The organism is Flavobacterium pisciphilum (assembly GCF_020905345.1).
Lineage (GTDB): Bacteria > Bacteroidota > Bacteroidia > Flavobacteriales > Flavobacteriaceae > Flavobacterium > Flavobacterium pisciphilum.
The window spans coordinates 118,581-144,167 of the sequence record NZ_JAJJMO010000001.1 but is presented as its reverse complement, the minus strand read 5'-3'; the positions used below and the strand labels follow the sequence as shown (position 1 = coordinate 144,167).

At 32.1% G+C, this 25,587-nt stretch carries 20 protein-coding genes; 9 read left to right on the top strand and 11 right to left on the bottom strand.

Features of this window, described 5'->3' with window-relative positions; all coding sequences use genetic code 11:
- Nucleotides 1-208: 208 nt before the first annotated feature.
- Nucleotides 209-2,629, bottom strand: coding sequence for a phenylalanine--tRNA ligase subunit beta (gene pheT / locus LNQ49_RS00640; RefSeq protein WP_229986864.1), 2,421 nt, complete (start codon nt 2,627-2,629; stop codon nt 209-211).
- Between the two features lie 275 nt (nt 2,630-2,904).
- On the opposite strand from pheT, the gene LNQ49_RS00635 reads away from it, so the two are divergent.
- From LNQ49_RS00635 to LNQ49_RS00625, 3 genes are all read left to right on the top strand, one after another.
- Entirely contained in the window at nt 2,905-4,410 is a 1,506-nt protein-coding gene (locus LNQ49_RS00635) for an aldehyde dehydrogenase family protein (RefSeq protein ID WP_229986863.1), read from the top strand.
- 72 nt (nt 4,411-4,482) lie between these two features.
- A complete protein-coding gene (gene adhP / locus LNQ49_RS00630) occupies nt 4,483-5,502 on the top strand; it encodes an alcohol dehydrogenase AdhP (protein WP_229986862.1) in 1,020 nt (339 codons plus the stop codon).
- A 71-nt stretch (nt 5,503-5,573) separates the two neighbouring features.
- Nucleotides 5,574-5,948 carry a DUF779 domain-containing protein gene (locus tag LNQ49_RS00625; protein WP_229986861.1) on the top strand — a complete coding sequence of 125 codons (375 nt, stop codon included), beginning with the start codon at nt 5,574-5,576 and terminating at the stop codon, nt 5,946-5,948.
- Between the two features lie 191 nt (nt 5,949-6,139).
- On the opposite strand, the gene LNQ49_RS00620 is transcribed toward LNQ49_RS00625, so the two are convergent.
- The 6 genes from LNQ49_RS00620 to recG all read right to left on the bottom strand — a co-directional run bounded on the left by LNQ49_RS00620 (nt 6,140) and on the right by recG (nt 16,113).
- Complete coding sequence (locus LNQ49_RS00620; RefSeq protein WP_229986860.1) at nt 6,140-7,060, bottom strand: AraC family transcriptional regulator; 921 nt, start codon at nt 7,058-7,060, stop codon at nt 6,140-6,142.
- A gap of 71 nt (nt 7,061-7,131) precedes the next feature.
- Nucleotides 7,132-7,995 (bottom strand): bestrophin family protein, encoded by an 864-nt coding sequence (locus LNQ49_RS00615; RefSeq protein WP_229986859.1) that lies wholly within the window; start codon nt 7,993-7,995, stop codon nt 7,132-7,134.
- 27 nt (nt 7,996-8,022) lie between these two features.
- Nucleotides 8,023-9,333: a TolC family protein gene (locus LNQ49_RS00610; protein ID WP_229991304.1), complete on the bottom strand. Its 1,311-nt coding sequence runs from the start codon at nt 9,331-9,333 to the stop codon at nt 8,023-8,025.
- A gap of 96 nt (nt 9,334-9,429) precedes the next feature.
- Nucleotides 9,430-12,528 (bottom strand): efflux RND transporter permease subunit, encoded by a 3,099-nt coding sequence (locus LNQ49_RS00605; RefSeq protein ID WP_229986858.1) that lies wholly within the window; start codon nt 12,526-12,528, stop codon nt 9,430-9,432.
- A 92-nt stretch (nt 12,529-12,620) separates the two neighbouring features.
- A complete protein-coding gene (locus LNQ49_RS00600) occupies nt 12,621-13,682 on the bottom strand; it encodes an efflux RND transporter periplasmic adaptor subunit (RefSeq protein ID WP_229986857.1) in 1,062 nt (353 codons plus the stop codon).
- Nucleotides 13,683-14,004: 322 nt separating this feature from the next.
- Complete coding sequence (gene recG / locus LNQ49_RS00595) at nt 14,005-16,113, bottom strand: ATP-dependent DNA helicase RecG (RefSeq protein WP_229986856.1); 2,109 nt, start codon at nt 16,111-16,113, stop codon at nt 14,005-14,007.
- A gap of 399 nt (nt 16,114-16,512) precedes the next feature.
- Between recG and LNQ49_RS00590 the strand changes: the two genes are divergently transcribed.
- The 5 genes from LNQ49_RS00590 to LNQ49_RS00570 all read left to right on the top strand — a co-directional run bounded on the left by LNQ49_RS00590 (nt 16,513) and on the right by LNQ49_RS00570 (nt 20,970).
- Nucleotides 16,513-17,064: an STM3941 family protein gene (locus tag LNQ49_RS00590; protein ID WP_305070213.1), complete on the top strand. Its 552-nt coding sequence runs from the start codon at nt 16,513-16,515 to the stop codon at nt 17,062-17,064.
- A gap of 49 nt (nt 17,065-17,113) precedes the next feature.
- Nucleotides 17,114-17,893, top strand: coding sequence for a hypothetical protein (locus tag LNQ49_RS00585; protein ID WP_229986854.1), 780 nt, complete (start codon nt 17,114-17,116; stop codon nt 17,891-17,893).
- Nucleotides 17,894-18,119: 226 nt separating this feature from the next.
- Complete coding sequence (locus LNQ49_RS00580) at nt 18,120-19,862, top strand: hypothetical protein (RefSeq protein WP_229986853.1); 1,743 nt, start codon at nt 18,120-18,122, stop codon at nt 19,860-19,862.
- 74 nt (nt 19,863-19,936) lie between these two features.
- Nucleotides 19,937-20,491, top strand: a complete 555-nt coding sequence (locus LNQ49_RS00575) for a DUF1697 domain-containing protein (protein ID WP_229986852.1) — start codon at nt 19,937-19,939, stop codon at nt 20,489-20,491.
- Nucleotides 20,488-20,970 (top strand): DUF4348 domain-containing protein, encoded by a 483-nt coding sequence (locus LNQ49_RS00570; protein ID WP_229986851.1) that lies wholly within the window; start codon nt 20,488-20,490, stop codon nt 20,968-20,970. The genes LNQ49_RS00575 and LNQ49_RS00570 overlap by 4 nt, the downstream gene beginning before the upstream one ends.
- 2 nt (nt 20,971-20,972) lie before the next feature.
- Here the strand turns inward: LNQ49_RS00570 and LNQ49_RS00565 are convergent, their stop codons facing one another.
- The 4 genes from LNQ49_RS00565 to LNQ49_RS00550 form a co-directional block, all read right to left on the bottom strand.
- Nucleotides 20,973-21,266 (bottom strand): carboxypeptidase-like regulatory domain-containing protein, encoded by a 294-nt coding sequence (locus tag LNQ49_RS00565; RefSeq protein ID WP_229986850.1) that lies wholly within the window; start codon nt 21,264-21,266, stop codon nt 20,973-20,975.
- A 134-nt stretch (nt 21,267-21,400) separates the two neighbouring features.
- A complete protein-coding gene (locus LNQ49_RS00560; protein WP_229986849.1) occupies nt 21,401-22,093 on the bottom strand; it encodes an aspartyl/asparaginyl beta-hydroxylase domain-containing protein in 693 nt (230 codons plus the stop codon).
- A gap of 3 nt (nt 22,094-22,096) precedes the next feature.
- Complete coding sequence (locus LNQ49_RS00555) at nt 22,097-22,603, bottom strand: hypothetical protein (protein WP_229986848.1); 507 nt, start codon at nt 22,601-22,603, stop codon at nt 22,097-22,099.
- Between the two features lie 38 nt (nt 22,604-22,641).
- Nucleotides 22,642-23,370: a Dph6-related ATP pyrophosphatase gene (locus tag LNQ49_RS00550; RefSeq protein ID WP_229986847.1), complete on the bottom strand. Its 729-nt coding sequence runs from the start codon at nt 23,368-23,370 to the stop codon at nt 22,642-22,644.
- 104 nt (nt 23,371-23,474) lie between these two features.
- Here LNQ49_RS00550 and LNQ49_RS00545 point away from each other — a divergent pair, with 104 nt between their 5' ends.
- The gene (locus LNQ49_RS00545) at nt 23,475-25,538 is read left to right on the top strand and encodes a M1 family metallopeptidase (RefSeq protein ID WP_229986846.1); all 2,064 of its coding nucleotides are present in this window, start codon (nt 23,475-23,477) and stop codon (nt 25,536-25,538) included.
- The last annotated feature ends 49 nt before the right edge of the window (nt 25,539-25,587 follow it).

Here is a 25,587-nt window from a genome sequence, read left to right as displayed (position 1 = left end):
TTACTAATTAACCACTGAATATAGGAGTATAATGAACCTTATTTTAATATATCCTTTGCTTATCTATTGTATAAAAACATATAAAGTGGTCAACAACCTTATTTAGATAATTAAAATAAAAACAGATTCCACAAAGATAAAGATCAAAAAAAATCCGCTAAAGAATATTTAAATTCTCTAGCGGATTCTTATATAGAATATTTTTTACTTAACGTAAAGTTGCTCCAAGTTCAGCTTCGAAATTTTGTTGCAATTTACTCATGATCTTATCAATTTGAGCGTCAGTAAGCGTTTTAGTATTGTCTTGAATAGTAAAACTCAATGCATAAGATTTCTTACCTTCAGGAAGGTTTTTACCTTCATAAACATCAAATAAATTTACATCTTTTAACAACGTTTTCTCAGTTTGTTTAGCAAGATTGTAAATACTATCGTAGGTTACATTTTGATCAATCAATAACGCTAAATCTCTACGTACTTCAGGATATTTAGGAATTTCAGTATATTTTATTTTACCTGTAATTATCTTTAAAATCAAATCCCAATTAAAATCAGCATAAAAAACATCTTGTTTAATTCCGAAGTGTTTCAAGATAGATTTTTTAACAACTCCCATTTCCACTAAAGTATCGTGTCCGTATCCAATAGCAGCCCCTTCAGAAAACACATCTGATTGTGTTGGGATATTATTAATTTTATCAATTCCTAAACGAGATAGAACACCGTTTACATATCCTTTTAATAAAAAGAAATCTGTAGTTTGTTGTCCATTAGTCCAAGTTTCTTTATTTCTGTTTCCAGTAATAAACAAAGTCAGGTGTTTATGCTCTTCATATCCATTTAGAAACTTATGGTATGATTTTCCAAATTCAAATAATTTTAAATCTGAGTTTTTTCTGTTGATGTTATATGAAATTGCTTCTAATCCAGAAAACAATAATGATTGACGCATTACTGATAAATCATTACTCAACGGATTTAATATCGTAACATTATGCTCTTCTTTTAATGAAGAAGAAAGATTAGCATACGCAGGAGTTGTCAACGAATTGGCCATCATTTCATGATACCCTTGTGAATTTAATTGCGCCGCAATACTATTTTGTACTTTATAATCCTCTGTTCTTGGTGAGTTAGAAACTGTAGCATTGAATTTTTTAGAAAAATTAATGTTGTTGTATCCATAAACTCTAAGAATTTCTTCAATAACATCAATTTCACGTTGTACATCAACACGGTAAGCAGGAATTGTTAAACCTAAACCAGCTTCAGACACACTATTAACTTTAATATCAAGAGATACTAATATTTTCTTGATTGTATCTTTTGGAATCTCTTGTCCAATAATTTTTGATACATGACAGAAGTTTAGAAAAACAGAGAAATCCTCAATCTTCTTTTGGTAGATCTCAACAATGTCAGAAGTAATCTCTCCACCAGCAATTTCTTTAATCAATAAAGCAGCACGTTTTAATGCATAAGCAGTAATCGATGGATCAATACCTCTTTCAAATCTAAAAGAAGCATCTGTATTCAATTGGTGTCTTTTAGCCGATTTACGAACGCTAACCGGATTAAAATATGCACTTTCTAAGAATATAGAAGTAGTACTTTCAGTCACACCAGATTTTTTACCTCCAAATACCCCTGCAATACACAATGGGCCTTTCTCATCGCATATCATTAAATCTTCTTGATGCAATGTTCTTTCAACATCATCAAGAGTAACAAACTTAGTTCCAGCTGGAACAGTTTTTACAATGATTTTTCCATTTATTTTGCTAGCATCAAATGCATGCAAAGGCTGCCCTAATTCATGAAGAACATAATTAGTAATATCTACAATATTATTCTTAGGAGTGATTCCAATTGCTTTTAATCTGTTTTGTAACCAGCTTGGAGATTCACTTATTGTAATTCCAGAAATGGTAACACCACAATATCTAGGAGCTAAAGAAGGCTCTTCAACATTTACATCAATTTTTAAAGTTCGCATGTCAACTCTAAAATTACTTACAGATGGTGTAATTAATTCTACGTTTTGACCTCTTTGCAATAACCCCGCACGTAAATCACGCGCAGTACCAAGATGACTCATTGCATCGGCACGATTTGGAGTTAATCCAATTTCGAAAACTTCATCACTTTCAATATTAAAAACTTCAGAAGCAGGAGTTCCTGGTACCAAAGCTTCATCTAGAACCATAATTCCATCATGACCCGTTCCTAGACCTAATTCGTCTTCAGCACAAATCATTCCATGGCTTTCTTGTCCGCGTATTTTTCCTTTTTTAATAACAAAAGAAGCACCAGTATTATCATATAAAACAGTACCAATAGTAGCAACAGGAACTTTTTGTCCTGCAGCAACATTAGCTGCTCCACATACAATTTGTATAGGTTGCTCTAATCCTATATTAACAGTTGTAATTTTCAATCGATCAGCATCAGGGTGCTGCTCACAGGTTAATACATGCCCTACAACAATGCCTTCTAATCCGCCTTTTATTGATTGGTATTTTTCAACTACTTCCACTTCAAGACCTAAGTCAGTAAGTAAAGTAGATGTTTCGTCAGATTTCCAGTCTATTTTAATGAATTGTTTTAACCAGTTGTAAGATATTTTCATTTGAGTAATATTATTCTTGAATAAGTTTACAAATATAGGCATTGCACATTGTAGTAGGAAACAATTTATTTGGTTTTTTACAGCTCTTTTTAATTGAATGCAAATTAATCTGTTTTAAATATTCTCTATTTTTTATCGTAATATTTTACTAATAGAGTATTAAAATTTAGTTATAAAAGAGAATCTGCATTTTTTGTGCTATTAGATGAATGAATTGTGCTATTCTTTATAAAAGAATGAAAGTAAATTTGAAATAAATCCAAAAAAAATATTTTATGAGTACTCTAGCTAAAAGACCTGAATTTAAGGCAAAATACGATAATTACATTGGTGGAAAATTTACAGCACCAATAAAAGGAGAATACTTTGATGTCGTTTCTCCAATAGATGGTAAAGTCTTTACAAAAGCAGCACATTCTGGTAAAGAAGATATTGATTTAGCTGTAGACTCAGCTTATGAAGCATTTAAAACATGGGGAAAAACCTCCGTAACAGAGCGTAGTATTCTATTAAATAAGATAGCTCAAAAAATAGAAGACAACCTAGAATATATCGCCGCTGTAGAAACAGTGGATAACGGAAAACCAATACGAGAAACTTTGGCAGCTGATATTCCGTTGGCAATAGATCATTTCAGGTATTTTGCGGGTGTAATACGCGCTGAAGAAAGCTCAATCGCAGAATTAGATTCTCAAACAGTTTCAATTGCTCTAAGTGAGCCTTTAGGAGTGGTAGCCCAAATTATTCCTTGGAATTTCCCAATTCTAATGGCAGTTTGGAAAATAGCTCCAGCACTAGCAGCAGGAAATACAATTGTATTAAAACCTGCTGAAAGTACACCTATTTCTATATTAGTATTAATGGAGCTTATTGGCGATATACTTCCTCCCGGAGTATTAAATATCGTTAATGGATTTGGTGCTGAACTTGGACGTCCTTTAGTTACCAATAAAAAAGTATCAAAAGCAGCATTTACTGGTTCTACGACTACAGGTCGATTGGTAATGCAATATGCTACCGAAAACATCATCCCAGTTACATTAGAACTTGGTGGAAAATCACCAAATATCTTCTTCCCATCCATTGCCGATCATGATGATGATTTCTTTGATAAAGCCATTGAAGGAGCTGTCTTATTTGCTTTAAATCAAGGAGAAATTTGCACCTGTCCATCAAGACTTTTAGTTCATGAAGACATCTATGATAAGTTCATTAAAAGAGTCATAGAAAGAACTGAAGCGATTATTGCAGGAAACCCATTGGATAAAACAACAATGATAGGAGCACAGACTTCGGTAGTACAAAAAGAAAAAATTCTTTCGTATATAAAATTAGGTAAAGAAGAAGGTGCCGAATTACTAACAGGTGGTGCAGAGAATAATCTAGGTGGAGATTTAGAAGGAGGTTACTACATCAAACCTACATTATTCAAAGGAAACAACAAAATGAGGATCTTTCAGGAAGAAATTTTCGGGCCAGTTCTAGCGGTAACCACTTTTAAAACCACTGAAGAAGCTATTGCCATTGCAAATGACACCATGTACGGATTAGGAGCAGGAGTCTGGACACGTGATGCACACGAAATTTATCAAGTTCCAAGAGCAATTCAAGCGGGACGTGTTTGGATAAATCAATATCACTCTTATCCTGCGGGCGCACCGTTTGGAGGTTACAAGCAATCAGGAATAGGTCGTGAAAACCACAAAATGATGTTAGGACAATACCGTCAGACAAAAAACATGCTGATTTCTTATGACAAAAAGAAATTAGGCTTCTTTTAAACAATTATATAAACCGAAGGCCGGTAAATTGCACTGGTCTTATAAATCAATACGATTATGTTGCCAAAAACAATGAAAGCCGCAGTTATAAGAGAATTTGGTTCTCTTTTAAAAATTGAAGAAGTAGAAGTAAAACGACCAGGTAAAAACGAAATACTTGTAAAAGTTATTGCAAGTGGAGTTTGTCATACCGATTTACACGCCATAGAAGGGGATTGGCCCGTAAAACCTAAAATGCCATTAATTCCAGGACATGAAGCCGTAGGTTATGTTGCAGCAGTAGGACAGGATGTGAAAAATGTAAAAGAAGGCGATGCAGTAGGTGTGCCTTGGCTTTATAGTGCTTGTGGAGGATGTGACCAATGCATTACCGGTTGGGAAACCTTATGTGATACCCAGCAAAACGGTGGTTATAGTGTAGATGGTGGATTTGCTGAATATGTAATTGCCGATGCAAGATATGTTGGAATCCTACCATCTAATGTGAATTTTATGGAAATGGCACCAATACTATGTGCTGGAGTTACAGTATACAAAGGACTTAAAGAAACCGAGGTAAAACCAGGAGAATGGGTTGCTATTTCAGGAATTGGAGGATTAGGTCACGTTGCTGTACAATATGCAAAAGCAATGGGAATGCATGTTGCAGCAATAGATGTTGCCGATGATAAACTGAATTTAGCAAAAAAACTTGGTGCTGATTTGGTTGTAAACGCTAAAAATCAAAATCCTGGAGAGTTCTTAAAAAAGGAAGTTGGTGGAATGCATGGGGCACTAATTACAGCCGTTTCTCCTATAGCTTTCAAGCAAGGACTTGAAACTTTAAGACGAAAAGGTACAATGGCACTTAATGGACTACCTCCAGGAAATTTTGATTTATCAATTTTTGATACTGTTTTAAACAGAATAACAATTCGTGGTTCAATTGTAGGTACACGTAAAGACATGAAGGAAGCAATAGAATTTGCTACAGAAGGAAAAGTAAAAGCGACCATCAATCCTGCAAAATTAGAAGATGTCAATGAAGTCTTTGACAAAATGAAAAAAGGACAAATTGAAGGAAGGGTAGTTCTTGAAATTGCTAAACCTTAATTAAATCATGAAAGCAACAAACTCATTATAACCATAAGAGTTTGTTGCTTTTTTTTTTAAAATATGAAATCATGATAAAAAGAATTGATGCTTCAGAAAAAGCAATAGAATTGATAAAAATATTAAAAGAAAAACACGGTGAATTAATGTTTTATCAAGCTGGTGGTTGCTGTGAAGGAACCCAGCCACAGTGTTTTGAAAAAGGTGGTTTTTATCAGCGAACAGGAGACGTTTGCATCGGAACAATTGAAGATACCGAATTTTGGGTAGACAAAGATTTATTCGAATATTGGAAACATGCCCATTTTACACTCAATGTAATAGATGCGTTTGGAGTTGGCGGATTTTCTTTAGAAACACCGTTAAAAAAGACATTCCAAATTGAATACCGAATTTTCACTGAAGAAGAAGAGAAAAACTTAGAGCCAGTTAAGGTGATTGAGTAGGTTTTTAGGAGGTTCAAAGGAGCAAAGGCTCAAAGAAGCAAAGGTTTCTAAGGTTCTAAAGTTCTGAGTTACTAAGGTGCTGAGTTACTAAGTTACTAAGTTTCTAAAAGCTGAAAACTGAAAACTGAGACTGAATACTAATAACTAAACACTGAATACTAAAAAACGTAACACCTCAGAACCTCAGTTACTTAATTAATAAATAACAACTGATATTGCTTAGGGGTAATACCCTCATGCTTTTTGAATAATCTAATGAAATAATTAGCATCTTCAAATCCAGATAAATAGCAAACCTCATTAATTTGAATCGAAGGATTCTTCAATAATTTCTTGGCGCATTTTATTTTTTCATTCAGAACATATTCTATTGGACTCATTCCAAGTTCTCTCTTAAAAAAACGATAGAAGGAAGCAGTACTCATACAAGCTTTTTCGCTCAAGCTCTTTAAATTCATATTTTCCTTTAAATTCTGCTTGATAAACTCTGTAACTTCTTTTATTGGATTGTTAGCCTGAATTGCCATTCCTTCATCAATAGCTTTTACAGTTTGCGTTTGTATGATGCGAATCAACAATTCTTTCAGAGTTAAATCAGCCAATATGTCTTTGGTTGTCGATGTGCTTATACATTCCTTAATGAGTTTATTGATTGTAGCAGCGATATCGACATTATTGTAGAAAAAATAATTTTGATAATTCAATTGCCAATACACATCATTCTCTTTAGGATATCTCTCGTTTAAGAAATTTAATGTCTCGGTAATTTTAGATTGCTCGATTGCTAAAGCTAAACATTGTGTAGGGTTATTTCTTGTTGCATCAGGAAAATCAATTTTCATTTCCACATTTGCAGGAACAACAACCGTTTGTCCTGGTAAATACTCAAATTCAGGATCGTCAAAAAGATGCATTATTTTCTTTCCTCGCAACATACTTGTAACAACCAAATCATCAAACTTCAAAGGAACTAATGTCGATGATTCGTATGTTTCGAAAATATTTAACTCACAATGATTCAAGTTATAAATCGTCCTATTTTCAACAAGAGTTTTTAAGGATTTCTCTTTTGACAACTGAAGCGGATTGATTAAAAAACGTTGATTCTGCATTGCTTTAAAATTTAAGACGAAAGCTTAAATTTAAGCAAAATAACCATATGAAAAGAAGATTTAACGTTAAATTAAATCAGCTCTTCGACATGTTTTTTAATATTTTCAGCTATTTTTTTGGTAGGTAAATCATTTTCATCCTCACCAAATGGATCTTCTATTTCCTCTGCAATAAGCTCTAAACTCGCTAGTACGTAAAAAACAAAAACAACAACAGGAGCAACATAATAACCCAGACTGATAGAGTAACCAAAAGGCAAAGTCATTATATAAAAGAAGATAAATTTTTTGATAAATGCACTGTAAGAGTAGGGAATAGGGGTGTTTTTTATTCTCTCACAAGCACCACAAACATCTGTAAAAACTTTAAACTCTTCATTCAAAATAATAAGCTGTTCACCCGATATTTTCTTAGAATCATACAAATCATTCATTTTATGATACATGATTCTTTTTACCTGATTAGGCTTGTGCTTGTGATGGTCAATTTCTAAATCAACATCTTCAAAAAGCTGTCTACTAGTTTCAGAATCATTCAGATGTTTGTGCAGCACATCAGCATAAACAGGTATAAATTTTCTAAAAAACTTTCTATCATTTTCATCTTTTAACATTGCCGAAAGTTTAATCGCTAGATTACGGCTATTGTTAACAAGACTTCCCCATTGTTTTCTTCCTTCCCACCAACGATCATAGGCAGTATTGGTACGAAATACTAATAGCAACGAAATTACAAATCCTAGCATTCCGTGCATAATTGGAATATTCTGAACGTAATCATTTTTCCCAATCTTAAAATAATAAATCTCTAGATAACCTACTGTTGTAGAGTAGATTCCTATAGCAATCATGATCGGGAAAAGTTTTCTAACTGTATCCGATTTATGGAAGTGAAAAATAAAAGTAAACCAGTCTTTAGTATTGTATGATATCATTTGATATTAGTTTGAAACAAAATTAGGCTAAAAACTAATATTTCCTGCTAATTCTTTTAAAGCAATTTCAGATAATTTAGCTTCAAACTGCGCATTACTATAACGTACTTTTGCATTCACATGATTAAGCTGTGCCGTTCTAAACTCAAGAGTTGTAATGGTTCCTATGCGAAATTTATCGAGAGTGATATCTAAGTTTTGTTTGGCAATTGCTTCATTGTTTTCTTCTAAATTAATCAACTCTAAATTCGTTAAATAGGTTTGATAAGAAGTCGATAATTGTGTGCTCAAGATTTGATTTTGTTGCTCTAAAGCAAATTTAGTATTCTCAATTTGTAGTTTAGAAGTCTTTTCATTTCGGTGTTGAGCAAAACCATCAAAAAGATTAAGAGAGGCGCTAAATCCATAATTTAATCCTCTAGCCGTTGATTCACTTGTAAATCCTAAACTAGAATGACTCTCTGAAAAATTATATCCAGTGTTTAATTTAACAGTAGGGTAGCGGTTTGCTTTTACTTGTTTTAATTGTAATTCAGCAATTCTAATATTTATAATTTGTGATTCTAATTGTGGGTTTTGCTTTTTAGCCAATTCTAGTAAGTTATCTAAAATCAAAGTATTATCTACAGTAACTTTATCTATAACTTTAAAGTCTATTTTAGAATCTCTTGCCAAAATCTGATTCAATAGAATCTTTGTATTTGCATATAATTCTTTCTGTCTCAATAAAGAAACCTGATCTGTATTTAAATCTACTTGTGCATTTAAAACCTCCAATTTTGAAGCTTTACCAATAGAAAATCTATTTTGTGCCAAAGTCAATCTTTGCTTAGAAATTACTATAGTTGAATCTAATGCAGTTAATTGTTGCTGTTGTTGAACCAAATCATAGTAAGTAGAATTAACCTGTCCAACTTTAACTAAAATTGTACGTCTCAATTCGGCATCTCCTAATTTCTGTAGTTCTTTAAGCTGGTCCAATTGAGCAAACATTCGCATACCATCAAATATCGTCCAATCTAATCCTACACCATAGTTTAAGCTGTTGTTTTTCGCATTACTCAATGAAGTAGAAGTTCCGTCTTGACGAGTTTGAGAAGTGTTCTGTATGCTATTATTATCTACAACACTAGCGGTAACTTTTGGCAACATTCCAGCATTTCCTATTGTAGCATTAGTTTCATTAATCTTTAAATTATTTGAAGCTATTTTTATTTCAAAATTATTATCCAATGCAATTTTCACTGCATTTTCTATAGTAAGAACCTCCTGAGCATTGCTTGTTGCAATACAAGAAAGAAACAAAACCAAGCATTTAAATAGAGTTTTAGTGTACATCATTTTTTATATTTATTACCACGAATCTGCAAATCAATTTTTCATCTAAAAGCGATTCGTGGTTACTATTTTTTATTTAAAGTAAGTTCTGAGAGATTATTTACTACTTTCTTTTTCATATTCTTCGATATGATCAAACTCAGGATAATGCTTACGGGCTTTAGACCACATTAAATACATCGCTGGAATGACAAACAAGGTAAGAATTAAAGAGAAAATAGTACCTCCAACAATAACAACTCCCATTCCTATACGGCTTGTAGAAGCAGCACCAAGCGACATTGCAATTGGTAAAGCACCTAATGCAATTGCCAAACTTGTCATTAAGATTGGTCTAAGTCGAGCTTCAGAAGCTTCTAAAATAGCTTCTAATTTTGGCTTTCCTTGTTCTCGTAATTGATTAGCAAACTCGACGATTAGAATACCGTTCTTAGTCACTAAACCAATCAGCATCACAGTTCCAATCTGACTAAAGATATTCCACGTTTGATTAAACAACCATAGAGAGAATAATGCCCCAGCAACAGCCATTGGAACAGTCAAAATAATAATAAACGGATCAATAAAACTTTCAAATTGAGCAGATAATATCAAGAATATTAACAATAAAGCCAATCCAAATGCAAATGAGGTATTCGAGCTACTTTCAACAAAATCTCGTGATTCCCCACCTAAATCTGTAGTAAAAGAATCATCTAGAACTTTAGCTTTGATTTCATTCATAGCATCAATACCATCACTAATACTTTTGCCCGGAGCTAAACCAGCCGAAACTGTAGCCGACATATACCTGTTGTTATGATACAATTGTGGTGGGTTACTTTGTTCTTCAATCGTAACCACATTATCCATTTGTATTAATTGTCCTTTTTTGTTTTTTACAAACATCGAAGTCAAATCCAATGGTTTCGAACGGTCTTTTTGATCAAATTGTCCTATAACCTGATATTGCTTACCGTTTTTAATAAAATAACCAAAACGTTGACCACTTAAAGAAAGTTGTAATGTTTGTGCAATATCGATAATAGAAATACCTAAACTCTCTGCTTTTTCACGATCGATACTTACATTTATTTCTGGCTTATTAAATTTCAAGTTTACGTCTGTTACCGAAAAAGTATCATTTTTATTGGCTTCATCCATAAACAACGGAATCTTTTCTTGTAGTTTCTGAAAATTAGGTGCCTGAATAATATACTGAATTGGCAATCCTCCACGACGGTTTACAGCAATAGTAGGCTGTTCAGTTACAGAAGTTTTTGCTTCAGAATATCTTTTGGTCCATTTGGTTAGTTTTTCAGCAATTTCTTTTTGAGAACGCGTTCTTTCATTTGGTTCACTCAATGCAATTCTAACCCTTCCGCTATTTACAGAAGAAGATCCAAATCCCGGTGAAGTAATTACTAAGCTCACTTTTTTCTCTGGAATCGAGTCTTCAATCAGCTGCCCAAGTTCTTGCATAAAACGATCTGTATATTCGTATGAAGATCCTTCAGGAGTAGTAACACTTAATACAAGCGAACTTCTATCGTCATAAGGAGCTGTTTCTTTTGGCAATATGCTAAAAAACAAATAAATCAATCCAAAACAAATAGCAATAATAGGGAAGCTCAACCATTTTTTCTTCATAAAACGAGTTAATGCTTCAGCATATCCACTATTCAATTTTTCGAAGTAAGGTTCAGTTTTAATATAGAAATTTGACTTTTTTTGTTCGCCACCTTTCATTAAATAAGCATTCAACATAGGGGTTAACGTCAAAGAAACAAATGCAGAAATTAATACAGCCGCACCAATGACAACTCCAAACTCTCGAAACAGTCGTCCTACGAATCCCTCCAAAAAGATTACTGGTAAAAATACAGCAGCAAGTGTTACCGAAATAGATATTACAGCAAAGAAAATCTCATTTGATCCTTTAATCGCTGCTTCAATTGGCGACATTCCTTCTTCAACTTTCTTAAAGATATTCTCGGTTACCACAATTCCATCATCAACCACAAGTCCTGTAGCCAAGACAATTGCCAGTAAGGTCAGTACATTAATTGAGAATCCAAAGAGCCACATAATAAAGAATGTTGCTATTAAAGAAACAGGGATATCAATCAAGGGTCTGAATGCAATTGCCCAATCTCTAAAAAACAAAAAGATAATCAAGATAACCAGAACAATAGATATCATTAAGGTTTCGGCAACTTCTAAAACAGATTTCTTAACAAAAAGAGTACTGTCGATTGCAATATTAAGTTGAATATCTTTAGGTAGATCTTTTTTTAATGCATCATATCTTTTATAAAACTCTTTAGAAATATCAAGGTAATTAGCTCCCGGCATAGGTACAATCGCAAGACCAATCATAGGAAGTCCAGACTGACTTAGTTTCGTTTCTGTATTTTCAGGCCCTAATTCAGCTCTTCCAACATCACTTAAACGAACTATTTTTTCGCCTTCTGAGCGAATAATAATATTATTAAACTCTTCCGCTTTAGATAAATTTCCAACCGTTTTTACAGTTAACTCTGTATTGTCTCCAGTTAACTTTCCAGATGGTAGCTCAACATTTTGAGCATTTAATGCATTACGAACTTCAGATACTGTACATCCGTATGCAGCCAATTTTATTGGATCAATCCACAAACGCATAGCATAACGCTTTTGCCCCCAAATTTGAACACCACTTACTCCCGGAATCGTTTCTAATCGTTGTGAAATAACATTCTCAGCATAATCACTCAATTCAAGCGCACTTCTCGTATCACTTTGAACCGTCATAGAAATTATAGATTCTCCATTAGCATCAGCCTTAGAAACAACTGGAGGAGCATCTATATCTTGTGGCAAACTACGAACAGCTTGTGATACTTTATCACGAACATCATTTGCTGCTTCTTCAAGGTTTTTATCAAGATTAAATTCAATGGTAATATTACTACTTCCTTGTACACTTGATGAAGTAATATTTCGAATTCCGTCAATGGCATTAATTGCTTTCTCAAGCGGTTCGGTAATTTGAGATTCTATAATATCCGAATTTGCTCCTGTATAGTTCGTACGAACAGAAACTTGTGCTGGATCGATAGATGGAAATTCTCTTACACCTAAAAAACTATATCCTATAAGACCAAATAATACAATTGCTAGATTCAAAACAATTGTTAGTACGGGCCTCCTTATACTTGTAGTTGATAAACTCATTTTTTTGAATTATAAATGGGGGAATGAATTATGTTTTTTAATTATTTGAGATTTAACAAAAGTGTCAAATCTTATAATTTCAAATTCATAACTTATAATTTAACTTTTACTTTAATTGGATTATCATTTTTTAATGACATTACACCACTTGTTATAACGGTATCGCCCTTTTTTAAACCAGAAAGAATCAAAATTGAAGCATCTGTTCTTGTAGCAGTTTCTACCATTACTTCTTTGGCCTTACCAAAATTTGAGATAAAAACCTTTTTACCATTCTGAACCGGTATAATTGCTTCAGTAGGAACTACAATCGCATCTTTTATGATATCCAATGGTAATTTTACATCAGCAAATGTCCCTGGGAATAATTTACCATCTTTATTTTCTGCAATAGCTCTAATTTGAAGCGTTCTTGTTTCAACAGCAACCTCTGGCTCAATAGCATAGATTTTAGCAGTATATAATGTATTTGACCCCGAAACAGTGAAGGTAATAATAGAATTATCTCTTACTTGGCTAGCGTATTTCTCTGGGATTGAGAATGTAATTTTTAATTTACTGGTATTAACCAACTTTGCAACCAAAACTGTAGGTGTGATATAGGTACCCGGAGAAATTGAACGCAATCCAATTTTTCCAGAAAACGGAGCTTTTACAGCTGTTTTTGCAATTTGTGCACGTATTAATTGGCTTTGTGCTTGCGCAGAAGCATAATCAGCTTTAGCAACATCATATTCTTCCTGACTAATAGCTTCTTTTTGAAGAAGTAATTTAGCTCTTCTAGCATTTTCTGCAGCCAGACTTTCTTTAGTAGTAGCTTGTTTTAGTTGTGCTTTTAACTCTAAATCGTTTACCTTAAAAAGAACCTGACCTTTAGTGACATTACTTCCCTCACTAAAATAAATACCTTCAACAATACCAGAAACTTCACTTCTAATTTCTACTTGTTCATTGGCTTCAATAGATCCAGATAAGGATAAATTATTATCAAAAGTTTGAGTATCTACTACAACTCCCGAAACAGTAATTGGATTGTTTTTACTATTCTGACCTTTAGATTCGTCATTCTTATTTTTATTGGATACAATTCGGTAGGCGATAAATCCTCCTATTCCGATTATTAGCAAGGCATAAACAAGGTTTTTTATTTTCATAAGATATTGGGTAAAACTAGAATTAATAGATTTTGGTTTTAAGTTAATTCACAAATTTAGGTTATTGTAATTAAAAGTATAAGTCTTATTTTTTATTTAACACTTGTACATACAAATATTAATAGTATAGACATAATTAATGAACAAAGGTTTAATGGTAAAAGTAAAAAAAATAGAAAAAAACGCTTTTATTTTTTTAATTCAATCAAAGTCAGTGCTTTATATTTAAATAAAAATATGAGAAAATAAAAAACAATTCACAAGACTATTATCCCTTCAAATCTTGTTTCAAACTTCAAATTCTTAGCAACTCAAGAACCTATTAACTTATATAGTTCCAGATATTCTTTTTCTTTGTTAGCTCAATAAAAACAGCTTTTAAAATAGCATTTTCTGTTTTTTGTAGGGGCGCATCCTCTTTAAGAATCATTAAAGCATAATTTCGGGCTAGGGCCAAAATATCACGGTCACGAACAATATCGGCTATTTGAAGATTTAATACACCGCTTTGTTGTGTTCCCATTAAATCACCAGGACCACGAAGTTTTAAATCTACTTCGGCAATTTCAAAACCATCATTGGTCTGAACCATCGTTTCCATTCGAGTTTTACTGTCAGAACTCAATTTATGCGAAGTCATTAATATACAATAACTCTGTTCAGCTCCACGACCAACACGCCCACGTAATTGATGCAATTGTGACAAACCAAAACGTTCCGCACTTTCTATAATCATTACACTCGCATTGGGTACGTTTACACCAACTTCAATAACCGTAGTAGCAACCATTATATTGGTTTTCCCTTCAGAAAAACGTTTCATTTCAGAATCTTTATCTGCAGGCTTCATTTTTCCATGAAGAATAGAAATCGAATAAGTTGGTAGTGGGAAATCACGAGAAATACTCTCGTACCCATCCATTAAATCTTTAAAGTCCATTTTTTCAGACTCTTGAATCAACGGATATACAATATAAATTTGTCTACCTAAAGCAATTTCATCACGCAAAAACTTCCAAACTTTAAGGCGATTACTATCATAACGATGAACGGTTTGAATAGGCTTACGCCCCGGAGGCAATTCATCAATCACAGAAATATCCAGATCACCATACAAACTCATTGCCAAAGTCCTTGGAATAGGAGTGGCGGTCATAACTAGTACATGAGGTGGAATTTCATTCTTTTTCCACAGTTTCGAGCGTTGTTCCACACCAAAACGATGTTGCTCATCAATTACAGCTAATCCTAAGTTTTTAAACTTAACCTTGTCTTCTAATAACGCATGAGTACCTATTAAAATGTGTAAACTGCCATTTTCTAATTCTTCGTAAATTACTCTTCTAGCAGCAATTTTAGTAGAACCAGTTAAAATTTTTATATTGATATTTAATGTCGCTGCTAGCTCAGACAATCCAATAAAATGCTGATTAGCCAAGATTTCTGTTGGTGCCATCAAACAAGCCTGAAAACCATTGTCAATCGCCAATAGCATGCTCATAAAAGCAACAATTGTTTTACCAGAACCTACATCTCCTTGCAACAATCGATTCATCTGGGCATTACTCCCCATATCAACACGAATCTCCTTAATTACCCTTTTTTGAGCATTTGTAAGCTCAAAAGGCAAGTGATTTTGATAAAAAACATTAAAATATTCACCCACTTTTACAAATGGATGCCCTTTGATTTTATGCTTACTAATTAGGTTTTTAGTTATCAGTTGCAACTGAATATAAAATAATTCCTCAAATTTTAATCGATATTGAGCTTTCGCCAAAACATCATTACTCTTTGGGAAATGTATATTGAATAAAGCTGCTCTTTTAGGAATCAGTTTTAATTCGTTTATTAAATAATCTGGTAATGTTTCTGTAAACAAGGCTTGTGTTTCTAGAAATAACTGCTGCATGAGTTTATTAATCACACGATTAGAAATACCTCGGTTAGTCAAAGTTTCTGTCGATGGGTAAACAGGCTGCATAGCAGAACGCAGACTCTGTTCGTGCTCAGCCATTAATTCAATCTCAGGATGCGCCATGCTAAACTGACTGCCATACTGACTACATTTTCCGAAAATAACACAAACTTCATTGATCTTTAAACTTTCACGAATCCATTTGTGTCCCTGAAACCAGTTTAAATCTATTTGACCCGTGTCATCAACAAAAGTAGCTACTAATCGCTTTTTGTTTTTGGCAAACTCAACCGTTTTTATATTGATGATTTTACCAACAATCTGAACCTCTGAGCCCGTATTCTGTAATTCATTAATCTTATAATATCGTGTTCGGTCTATATATCGATTCGGAAAAAAGTTTACCAAATCTATATATTTATGAATCCCCAATTCCTTACGAAGCAATTCGCCCCGATTAGGACCAACACCTTTTAAATATTCGATAGGAGTTTGAAGAAGATTATTAGACATTCTAGATTATTGGGTTATTTAGATAGCTGAATTAGTAGATTATCAAGTTTTGTTAATCGCTAAATCAATAAAATGATTCAATATTTATAAAAAGCGAAGATAGATTTTAATTAGGAAAATAGAAAATGTAATTGTTTTGAAAAAAGTTAAATACATTCATTTATAGTAAGAAAGAATCATTTATATATTTCATAAAACAAATTGACAACTCAATAACTCAAATGTTTTAAGAATATATTTCTTAAAAAAGTTTCTTTTAGTAAGTTTTTTATACGAAAGAAAATACTTATTTTTGAAAAACTCTAGAGGAAGAGCTAATTAATTCAATAATAAATTCTTCTCTCAACACTATTTGAGATGAAGAGTTATATATAGAAAATTACTGTTGAAATAAAAATCATGCAAAGGCTTCCTTACCACATTTACCTAAATAAAAAAACAATTATAATCCGTTTCACTTTATTTCTATCCCTCTTGTTAATTGCGGTTTGGATGTTATGGTATAATACAACGCAGTTTTACGATAGTCAAAATTTTCATCCGGAAGTGCTTTTTTTATCTCCTTTTGTCATTATTGGAATGCTCTTTTACACAATAAGAGAAGGACGTTTGTTCTATTATAATGAAATACAAATTACGCTGAATCACAAAGGAATTCTTTTTTACGGAAAGTATTTCACTCAGATTGGAATAGTAAATTGGGAAGACATAACAAGATGTGTAGAAACAAAGGAACAATACGAAACCACCTTAAATATAATTGTTTCGCAACCATCTATTTATATAAATAAAATTCAAAATAAAAAACACCGCAAAAAAGTAGAAACCTATTCTTACGAAAATGATAATGCTTTATTGTGGATAAATGCAAGGCTTTTGAATTGTGATCTTACTGAATTAAAGAGAAATATTTTTCAGATGATAGATAAAACAAAGAATATAAATAACTAAGATTGAGCAATTATTTGCTATTTAATAACCCCCTAAATTAATTAACAAAATGATTTACGTTTACGAAATTGTAACAAAGCCTTTAACTTCAAAAATTATTTCTGAAGAAATCTGTCCAGTATGTAATAAAAATGGATGTATTGAATTAACATTGTACATACGCTATATCTCAATGATTATTCCATTCTTTGGAATGGGGCGCAAAACAGGAGTTGTTTGCACCAATTGCGGTGAAGTTTTAAAAAACCCTGATGCATCTGTATTTGCAAAGAAAAAATACTCCGCCAATATAGAAGCCGAGATTAATAATATTAAAAACAATCATAAAAGAACCTTGTGGCAGTTATTATATCCATGGTCATTTTGCATTGTATTACCAATACTTATTTTAATTGCATTAGGCTACAGTAAGATCAATAACAAATCAATCGAAAAAAAGTCGGAGGAGTATGCTGCATTAATTACTAACCCGCAATCTGGAGATATCTATAAATCAACATGGTCTCAAGAAAATAGTCAATTGCAAGGTGCATTGGTAAAACTGGTACGTATTGATGCAGATACCATGTATGTTATTCGTAGTAAAGAAATGATTCCGATGAGTTTTTCTAAAGCTGAATGGGAAAAGCTTTCTCCTAATGCTGATGCATTTGATTCTAAAGAATATAAAGTAAAGAAATTTACAGACTCAAATGGAGGTAATTTTGGGCAGTTTTTCATGTACAATAAAGATCATAACGGTAAAATGACTCCAAAATATTTGGGAGCAATACTTAATCATAATGCTGTAATGGATTTAGATTTTGAAACAATAGAACGAGCAAAATAAAAACAGTATCAGTAGCTTTTATGACTCCAAATGGATTTATAAAAGCTACTGATATATTGATAAACAAAACCCATTCTATTTATCTTATTTAATTAAAGTTCAACCACTTTAAAAAAGATAAATCATACATTTGTTTAAGGTGATTTAATATAAAATTTACTCAATATATTTGAATAGCCTCGCGCTAAAACTCAAATATAAATTTATAAATAATTATATAAACATAATGAAAGAAGACAAAATCCCCTTCGAAACTATGCTTTTTGAGGGTGTTGAATTCAAAGTAATTAATCGACATCAAGCACATGAAATTATTGGTAACCTTACTGATTTTGAAGGTGAAAAAATTTATAATGTTTTTGAAGATACTTGGCGCTTTCCTGACTACGAAGAAAAATCCATTTTTTTACTTGCAGAAAATGACGTAGAAATGGATATGCTTGAGATGAAGTATGATACAAATGAAGAACGAGATGTATTTATTTTAGGCTTCATTTTTAAAGGAAATTTAACTGCCAACATATCAATCAGTGCTTGGGATACAGATAATTCACCTGCTCTAATTGTATTAGGAAAAACTACTACTATCAATATTACTTTATTTGGTAGTGTACATTATTTAGGTGGTGGCTTAAAATGTGACTCCCTTTTAGGTGAATACAATCATGGAGAACTTTTTGTAAAAGGAGATACTACAGCATGGCTCGTTTACAGTGATGATATGCGTATGCATTTTGAAACTTTCACTGCAGTACAAGCCGTAATTAATGTAAATCGCCCTGATGTATCAATTTGCAGCAAACTTACTGATGTAGACGGATCAATTATTATAGTAGAAAATTACTTTCCATCAACCCATAAATTATCTGATATAGTTAACGATTTATATATTGAACATTCTGTCGATTATGATTCAGAACTATTGACAAATAATTACTATGAAGACGTTTTCAAGCGAAGACTTTCCCTCATTGACCATAATAAATCAGAACGCTATTTATACACCAATTTCCGCAATCAGTTTATCAATATGATAGAAATACTATCTGATAAAGAAGAAATAAAAAGAAATGGAAGTTTGTGCCTTGAATATGAAAGCACAAAATATATTTTTGTCCATTTTATTCATAATGAGATGCAATACAGCCAGATATCGGCAGAGATTGTAAATGGATTTAATATTAGAATGCGCGCATTATTATGTAATGACACCCAGGAAATAACACTTTTACTAGAATATCTTAATGAAGACGGAACCACAAAATACCAATGGTTAGATAATGAAGTTGCACTAGGTATTGAATATTATTCTATAAAATGTGCCGTAATAAATGCCTTCGAAGTATTAACAAATCAGTCTCCAACTGAAGATTATGATGAAAACATGCAAGACGAAAACAAATACGCTCTAAACGATTTTTCAGTACAGTTTGGTGAGTCCAAAATTCCTAATGATTTGATAAAGCTATTTGAATTTGAATACCACCTTGGTAATCAATTCTATTCTGAGTCTTTTTATATGCATTCAATAGATAAAACTGGATTAAAAACATGGTCAGAAAACGAAGAATTTTATAATCAATTTATTGAATTTGCAAAAGCAAATGGCACAGGAAGTTCTTATGCATACTGGCTTATAGATGATGATTTAAATAATTGTCCAATTGTTGTTTTTGGTGATGAAGGAGGGGTGCATATTGTGGCAGAAAACACCTCAAAACTAATTCAATTACTTACCTACGATGTCGAAATTTCTGTTGACCATGAGAATATTTATTATTACAAATACGAAGAAGACTATCAGGAAAGTGAAAATAGAGAAGAATACCTAAACTGGGTTAAAGAAAATTTTGGTTACGATCCAATTCTAACTAAGGAAGAAACTGAAAGCATCATAAATGAAGCAAAAGAAAAATATCAAATAAAATTGAACGAATTTTTGTGGAAATTCAATATTGAAACTTATTAGTAACTGGTAACTATTTTAAATAGCCCTAGGTTTTTATTATAATTGAATCTTTATCTTTGAACAAAATTAAAAAAATGACAACACATCTCGCATTACTTCGTGGTATCAATGTTTCAGGACATAACATGATAAAAATGGAAGCTTTAAAAACAACACTTGAAGGTATAGGCTTTCAAAATGTACAAACTTACATTCAGTCAGGAAATGTTTTTGTAGATACTGATGAAGACAATGCGTCGAAAGTTGGTTTTTTAATCAAACAAGAGATATTCAAAGTTTTTGGACATGAAGTGCCAATTGTGGTTATTAGCAAAGAAGATTTAGAAGCTTGTTTTAAAAACAATCCCTTTTTAAAAGAAAAGGATGCCGACATTAAAAAACTATATGTTGCTTTTATTTCGATAGCATTGCGAAGCGAAAGCATAAATGATTTAAAAATAAGTCAATTTAAGCCAGACGAAGCAAGCATTGACGGCAATAGAATATTTATTAAATATGCCGTTGGGGCTGGAAAAACAAGATTTGACCAAAAATACATTGAGAAAAAATTAAACGTAACAGCGACTATACGAAACTGGAATACTGTAACCCAATTATTAAAAATCTACGAAGAAAGGGAAGGGGCATGAAAATAATTTTAAAATCATCTTTTGTGTTTTTACTATTGCTTCTCGTAAGTTGCAAAAAAGAAACTGCACCCCAAGATAAAATTATTTCAAACGATGCACCAAACAAAATTGTTACAATCGAAGAAGAAAAACCAAAAAATGTAACGGATAAAACGCATCAAGAAGACTTCAAGTATTTCTTTAGGTTATTTAACAATGATACTGTATTTCAACTAAGTAGAATTACTTTTCCATTAAGAGTCAAAATCAACAATGACGATCTAGAACTAGTTGACTATGTAATTCCTAAAGAGAAATACACAACAATTAACTTAGACAAAAACCCCAAGGAAAGAGATTATAAACAGCAATTAATTTTAAAAGGAGACAAAGCTGTAATCCAACAACGCGGGCTTAATAATGGGATTTTTATAGATTATTATTTTGAAAAAATTGATGGGAAATGGCAACTTGTAACTTGGGTTGATGTTTCGACTTAAAATCATTTAGAAATCAAAACTGCTGTCTTTTTTAGATAAATAGTATCCATATTATGAAGAGCACCTTTTCTTATTCCACCACCAAAAGGATTATGTAATTCTATAGTTTTCTTTTCATAACCTTCTTTATATATAGCTTCATTAACAAATAGCGGTGGAGCTTCATACCCAACAAAAGTAAACTCCGAATACCTTATTTCTTTTAAATTAAAATACCCTAACTCATTAGTAGTACTTTCTCCAACTATACAATTTGCAATAGGAGTATTGGTACTTTCGTCATAGATATATCCCATAATTTGAGGTCTTTGACACCTGCTAACCAAACAACTCTGAAATGAAAATGCTACAATAATTAAAGAAATCAGCATTCCATATTTTTTAAAATCAGCTCTATACACTTTTATATTTCTTTAATTAAATTAAAATTTTATTGTTCTAAATTTTTAATCATTTCGTTTGCCATTGGTGTATTCATTAGACGTAACTCAGCAATCATAAGCTTTTTTTGATCTTCACTCATTACAGGAGCAGGTTTTACAAATTGATCTTCAGAAGCTTCTTTATAAAACAGAGCATCAGTCCATTCGTTTCTTACCCCATCAATAACTAGATGAATTCGATCTTGTGTTCCTCTATTGGCAACAGAATGAATAAAGTTAGCATCTATATACCAGCATTCCCCTTCATTCATAATCAAGCGAGTACCATCAAGGACAAACTCGACATCACTATTGGTAATTATCGGAATATGCAGCCTAAAAGAACCATCTTCATATCCTAAACAATGATCACTATGAGGCTTAATTTCTGCACTTACAGCCAATTGCAATAAGCGTACTGCTGTTTTCTCGAATAAAAAACCATCAAGAATCTCTTTAAAATAAGCACATGAATTTAAAACTTCGGTAGCAACCAGTTTTTCGTTAGTAACAGGCAAAGCATGAATTGAATCCGATTTACCATTTTGAGACATCAATGCAATCGAATTCCATTTACCAGAATAATCATTGGTGTTATAATGGTCAATCCAGTTTTTGTTTATGATTTTCCCAAGATCATTTTGTAATTTTTCTACATCAAAAACAATCGGAAACTTTATAGAGCGTACTAATTTATCCATAACTTATTCTCTTAACCATTTTATCATTACAGGAAATGCTTCTTTTCCTTCTTTTGCTGCTTGATCTTTCCCTAAAGTAAGTCCTAACCATTCCAGAAAGGGCAGACCAATATAAACTTCATTATTAAAATTCGAAACTAACCAGTCAGAACCATTTTTATATCCATCAGGATGAAACACAAATTCTAATGGTAATCCCAAATATTTTAACGCTGCAAATGACCAAAGAATTGCACCTATTTCTTCTCCGTCAGTTGGCCAATCGCTTGACATCTTATCAGTTCCAATTAATTTTCTATCAACAACAGGGGTTACTGCTAAATGTCCAGCTTCATGCAAAATATCTCCAGGATATAATAATTTTTCATAATCAACATAAATACAATTAAATCCTAAAGACAAGCCAGGTAAAAAAGTGTCACCTAGTTCTTTTTCAATAACTTCAATTCCAATTTCATTTAAGAAAAATAAAATTTTTTCTACTTCTAAAGGCTTTTCTTTTACAATCACTGGAATAACTTTTATTTGAAATTAAAATTTATCTTGGCTTATATCAAATCGCAATACCAAAAACCATAATCAAAAGCGTCTGTTCCGTTTGAATCACAAGCAGTATTCGTAGATTCAGTTTTAGGTTTTTCATATTTACGATGTACAATTTCACCTACTTCAAATTTAATGGGCTCAGAAAAAATCGGCCCATCGTAAGTAAAGGTATGGAATTCACCGTTTTCTCCACACACATCTACATTATCTGGCAAATCATTTATAAAATCCTGATCAATTACACGCCCAACAAAACTCTTATCAAGAAAACGTTCATTAACACAAACGACAATTGTTTTAAAACCTAATGAAATAAATTCCTGAATCAAATCCTTTGTTGGAGTCTTCCATAACGGAAACACCGCTTCAAATCCTATGTCAACTAATTTATCTTCACGGTACTTGCGTAAATCTTCAAGGAAAATATCCCCAAATATTGAATATTTAACACCTTGACTTTTAAGCTTAGTTAATGTTTTAGACATTACTTCTTCATACACTTCCATCGTTGGCATTTCAGGAATTTGCATGATTTCAAGAGGCAATCCAATACTCTTTGCCTGCTGTTCCAATAAATCTACACGAACTCCATGCATAGAAATACGTTGAAACTGTTGGTTTACACTTGTAAGCAAACAACTGATTTCGAATTCTTTTGCTTGTTGTATTTTATATAATGCTAAAGCAGAATCCTTGCCGCTGCTCCAATTAAATAAGGCGATTTTTTTCAATGGAATTGTTTAAATATTTTCAAAAAGTAAACTTACAAATTTACTTCGATTTGTTCATTAAACCTTTGTAACTTTGAAAACCTTAGTTTCAAATTAAATAAATAATGAAATACCTTCTCTTTTTCTTTACCCTTTTCAGCTTCGCACAACAAACCCAATATGTCAATTTTAAAACAGTTATTGGAGAGATAAGTATTAATACCAAAGATAAAGCTCTATCAGGAAATGTTAAATATGATTTTGAGGTGCTTCAACCTATTGATACAATCAAAATTGACGCACAAAATATGACGTTTACAGATATAAAGATAAACGGTAATGAAATCATATCTATAAACACAAACAAGCAATTACAATTAATTTTTCCGTTTCAAAAAGGAAAAAACACACTTACTTTTAATTATTCAGCACAACCAAAACAAGCTTTGTATTTTGTTAATTCAGAGAGTAAAGATGATATTGAAATCTGGACACAAGGGCAAGGAAGATACACCAGCAACTGGTTTCCAAGCTTTGATGATGTAAATGAAAAAGTAGTTTTTAATTTAGATATTACTTTCGACAAAAACTATACTGTAATCTCAAATGGTATTTTGAAAAACAAGCTCGAAGATGGAAATTCATTTACTTGGCAATACCGCATGCAAAACCCTATGAGTTCGTATTTATTAGCACTTGCCATTGGAAAATATGAAGAAAAAAAACTCAAATCTAAATCACGAATTCCTTTAGAATATTATATAGAAAACAATGATATATCCCGTTTTGAGCCTACCTATCGCTACTCTAAAGAAATATTTGATTTTCTAGAAAAAGAAATAGGAGTAAAGTATCCTTGGGAAATATACAGGCAAGCTCCTGCACGTGACTTTTTATATGCAGGTATGGAAAATACAACTACAACTTTGTTTTCTACACGATACGTTGTTGATTCTACAGGTTTTGAAGACAGAAAATATACCAATGTTAATGCCCACGAATTAGCACACCACTGGTTTGGAAATTTAATCACGGCTGAAAGCAGTACTCATCATTGGCTACAAGAAGGTTTTGCTACCTATTATGCTTTACTTGCAGAAAAAGAGATTTACGGAGAAGACTATTTTTACTCTAAATTGTACGAAACAGCACAGCAACTTAAATTTGCATCAAGAACAGATACAATACCAGTTTTAAATGGCAAAGCAAGTTCGCTTACTTTTTATGAAAAAGGAGCATGGGCATTATTTGTTTTGCATGATGCATTAGGTGATAAAATCTTTAAAAAAGTAATTAAAAATTACTTAAAAAAGTATGCCTTCAAAACGGTAAATACTGAAGATTTTTTTGATGAAATAAGAAAACTGTCCAATTATGATTTAAAACAGTATTCTAAAGTATGGCTTGAAACAACAGCCTTTAATACACAACAAGCAAATGAATTACTAAACAAAAATAAAGCAACACAAACACGTTTAGAAGTAGATAAATACAACAAAAAAACAATAGCCGATAAAGAAGAATTCCTATCAAAAGTTTTACAATCAGATGTCTATTTTACAGTTAAGAAAGCAATTGTAAATCAACTGAAGACTGAAAAATACGAATCGAAAAAACAGTTACTTACACTAGCTTTAAATACAAATAACATACAAGTTCGACAAGAAGTAGCAGCAACTTTGTACAAGATACCCGAAGATTTTAGAGTACAATACGAGGCATTACTTGATGATAAATCGTATCAAACACAAGAGATAGCATTGTTTTATCTATGGAATAATTTCCCTTCACATCGCAATGAATATTTAGATAAATCAAAAAATTGGATTGGCTTCAATGATTACAACCTAAGAACATTATGGCTTTCGTTAGCGTTGTCAACACCTAATTACGCTACAGAGCCACAGTTATTAATAAACGAACTAATTGAATATTCTTCCCCTAAGTATGAAGCTACAACACGCCAAAATGCATTAGAAAAATTAATTGATTTTCGATTAACAAATGATGCAGTATTAACAAATCTTGTTAACGCTACAACCCATCATATGTGGCAATTTTCTAAATTTGCTAGAGAAAGTATTCGAACACTATTAAAAAATAGTGAAATGCGTAGTTCGTTTGAGGGAATTTTACCTAATTTGTCATCGAATGAACAATTTCAGTTACAACGTTTGTTAAAAGAGTAAAATAGAGAATAGATTATAGAAAAAAGAAAATAAGGTAAAGTGAATAGAA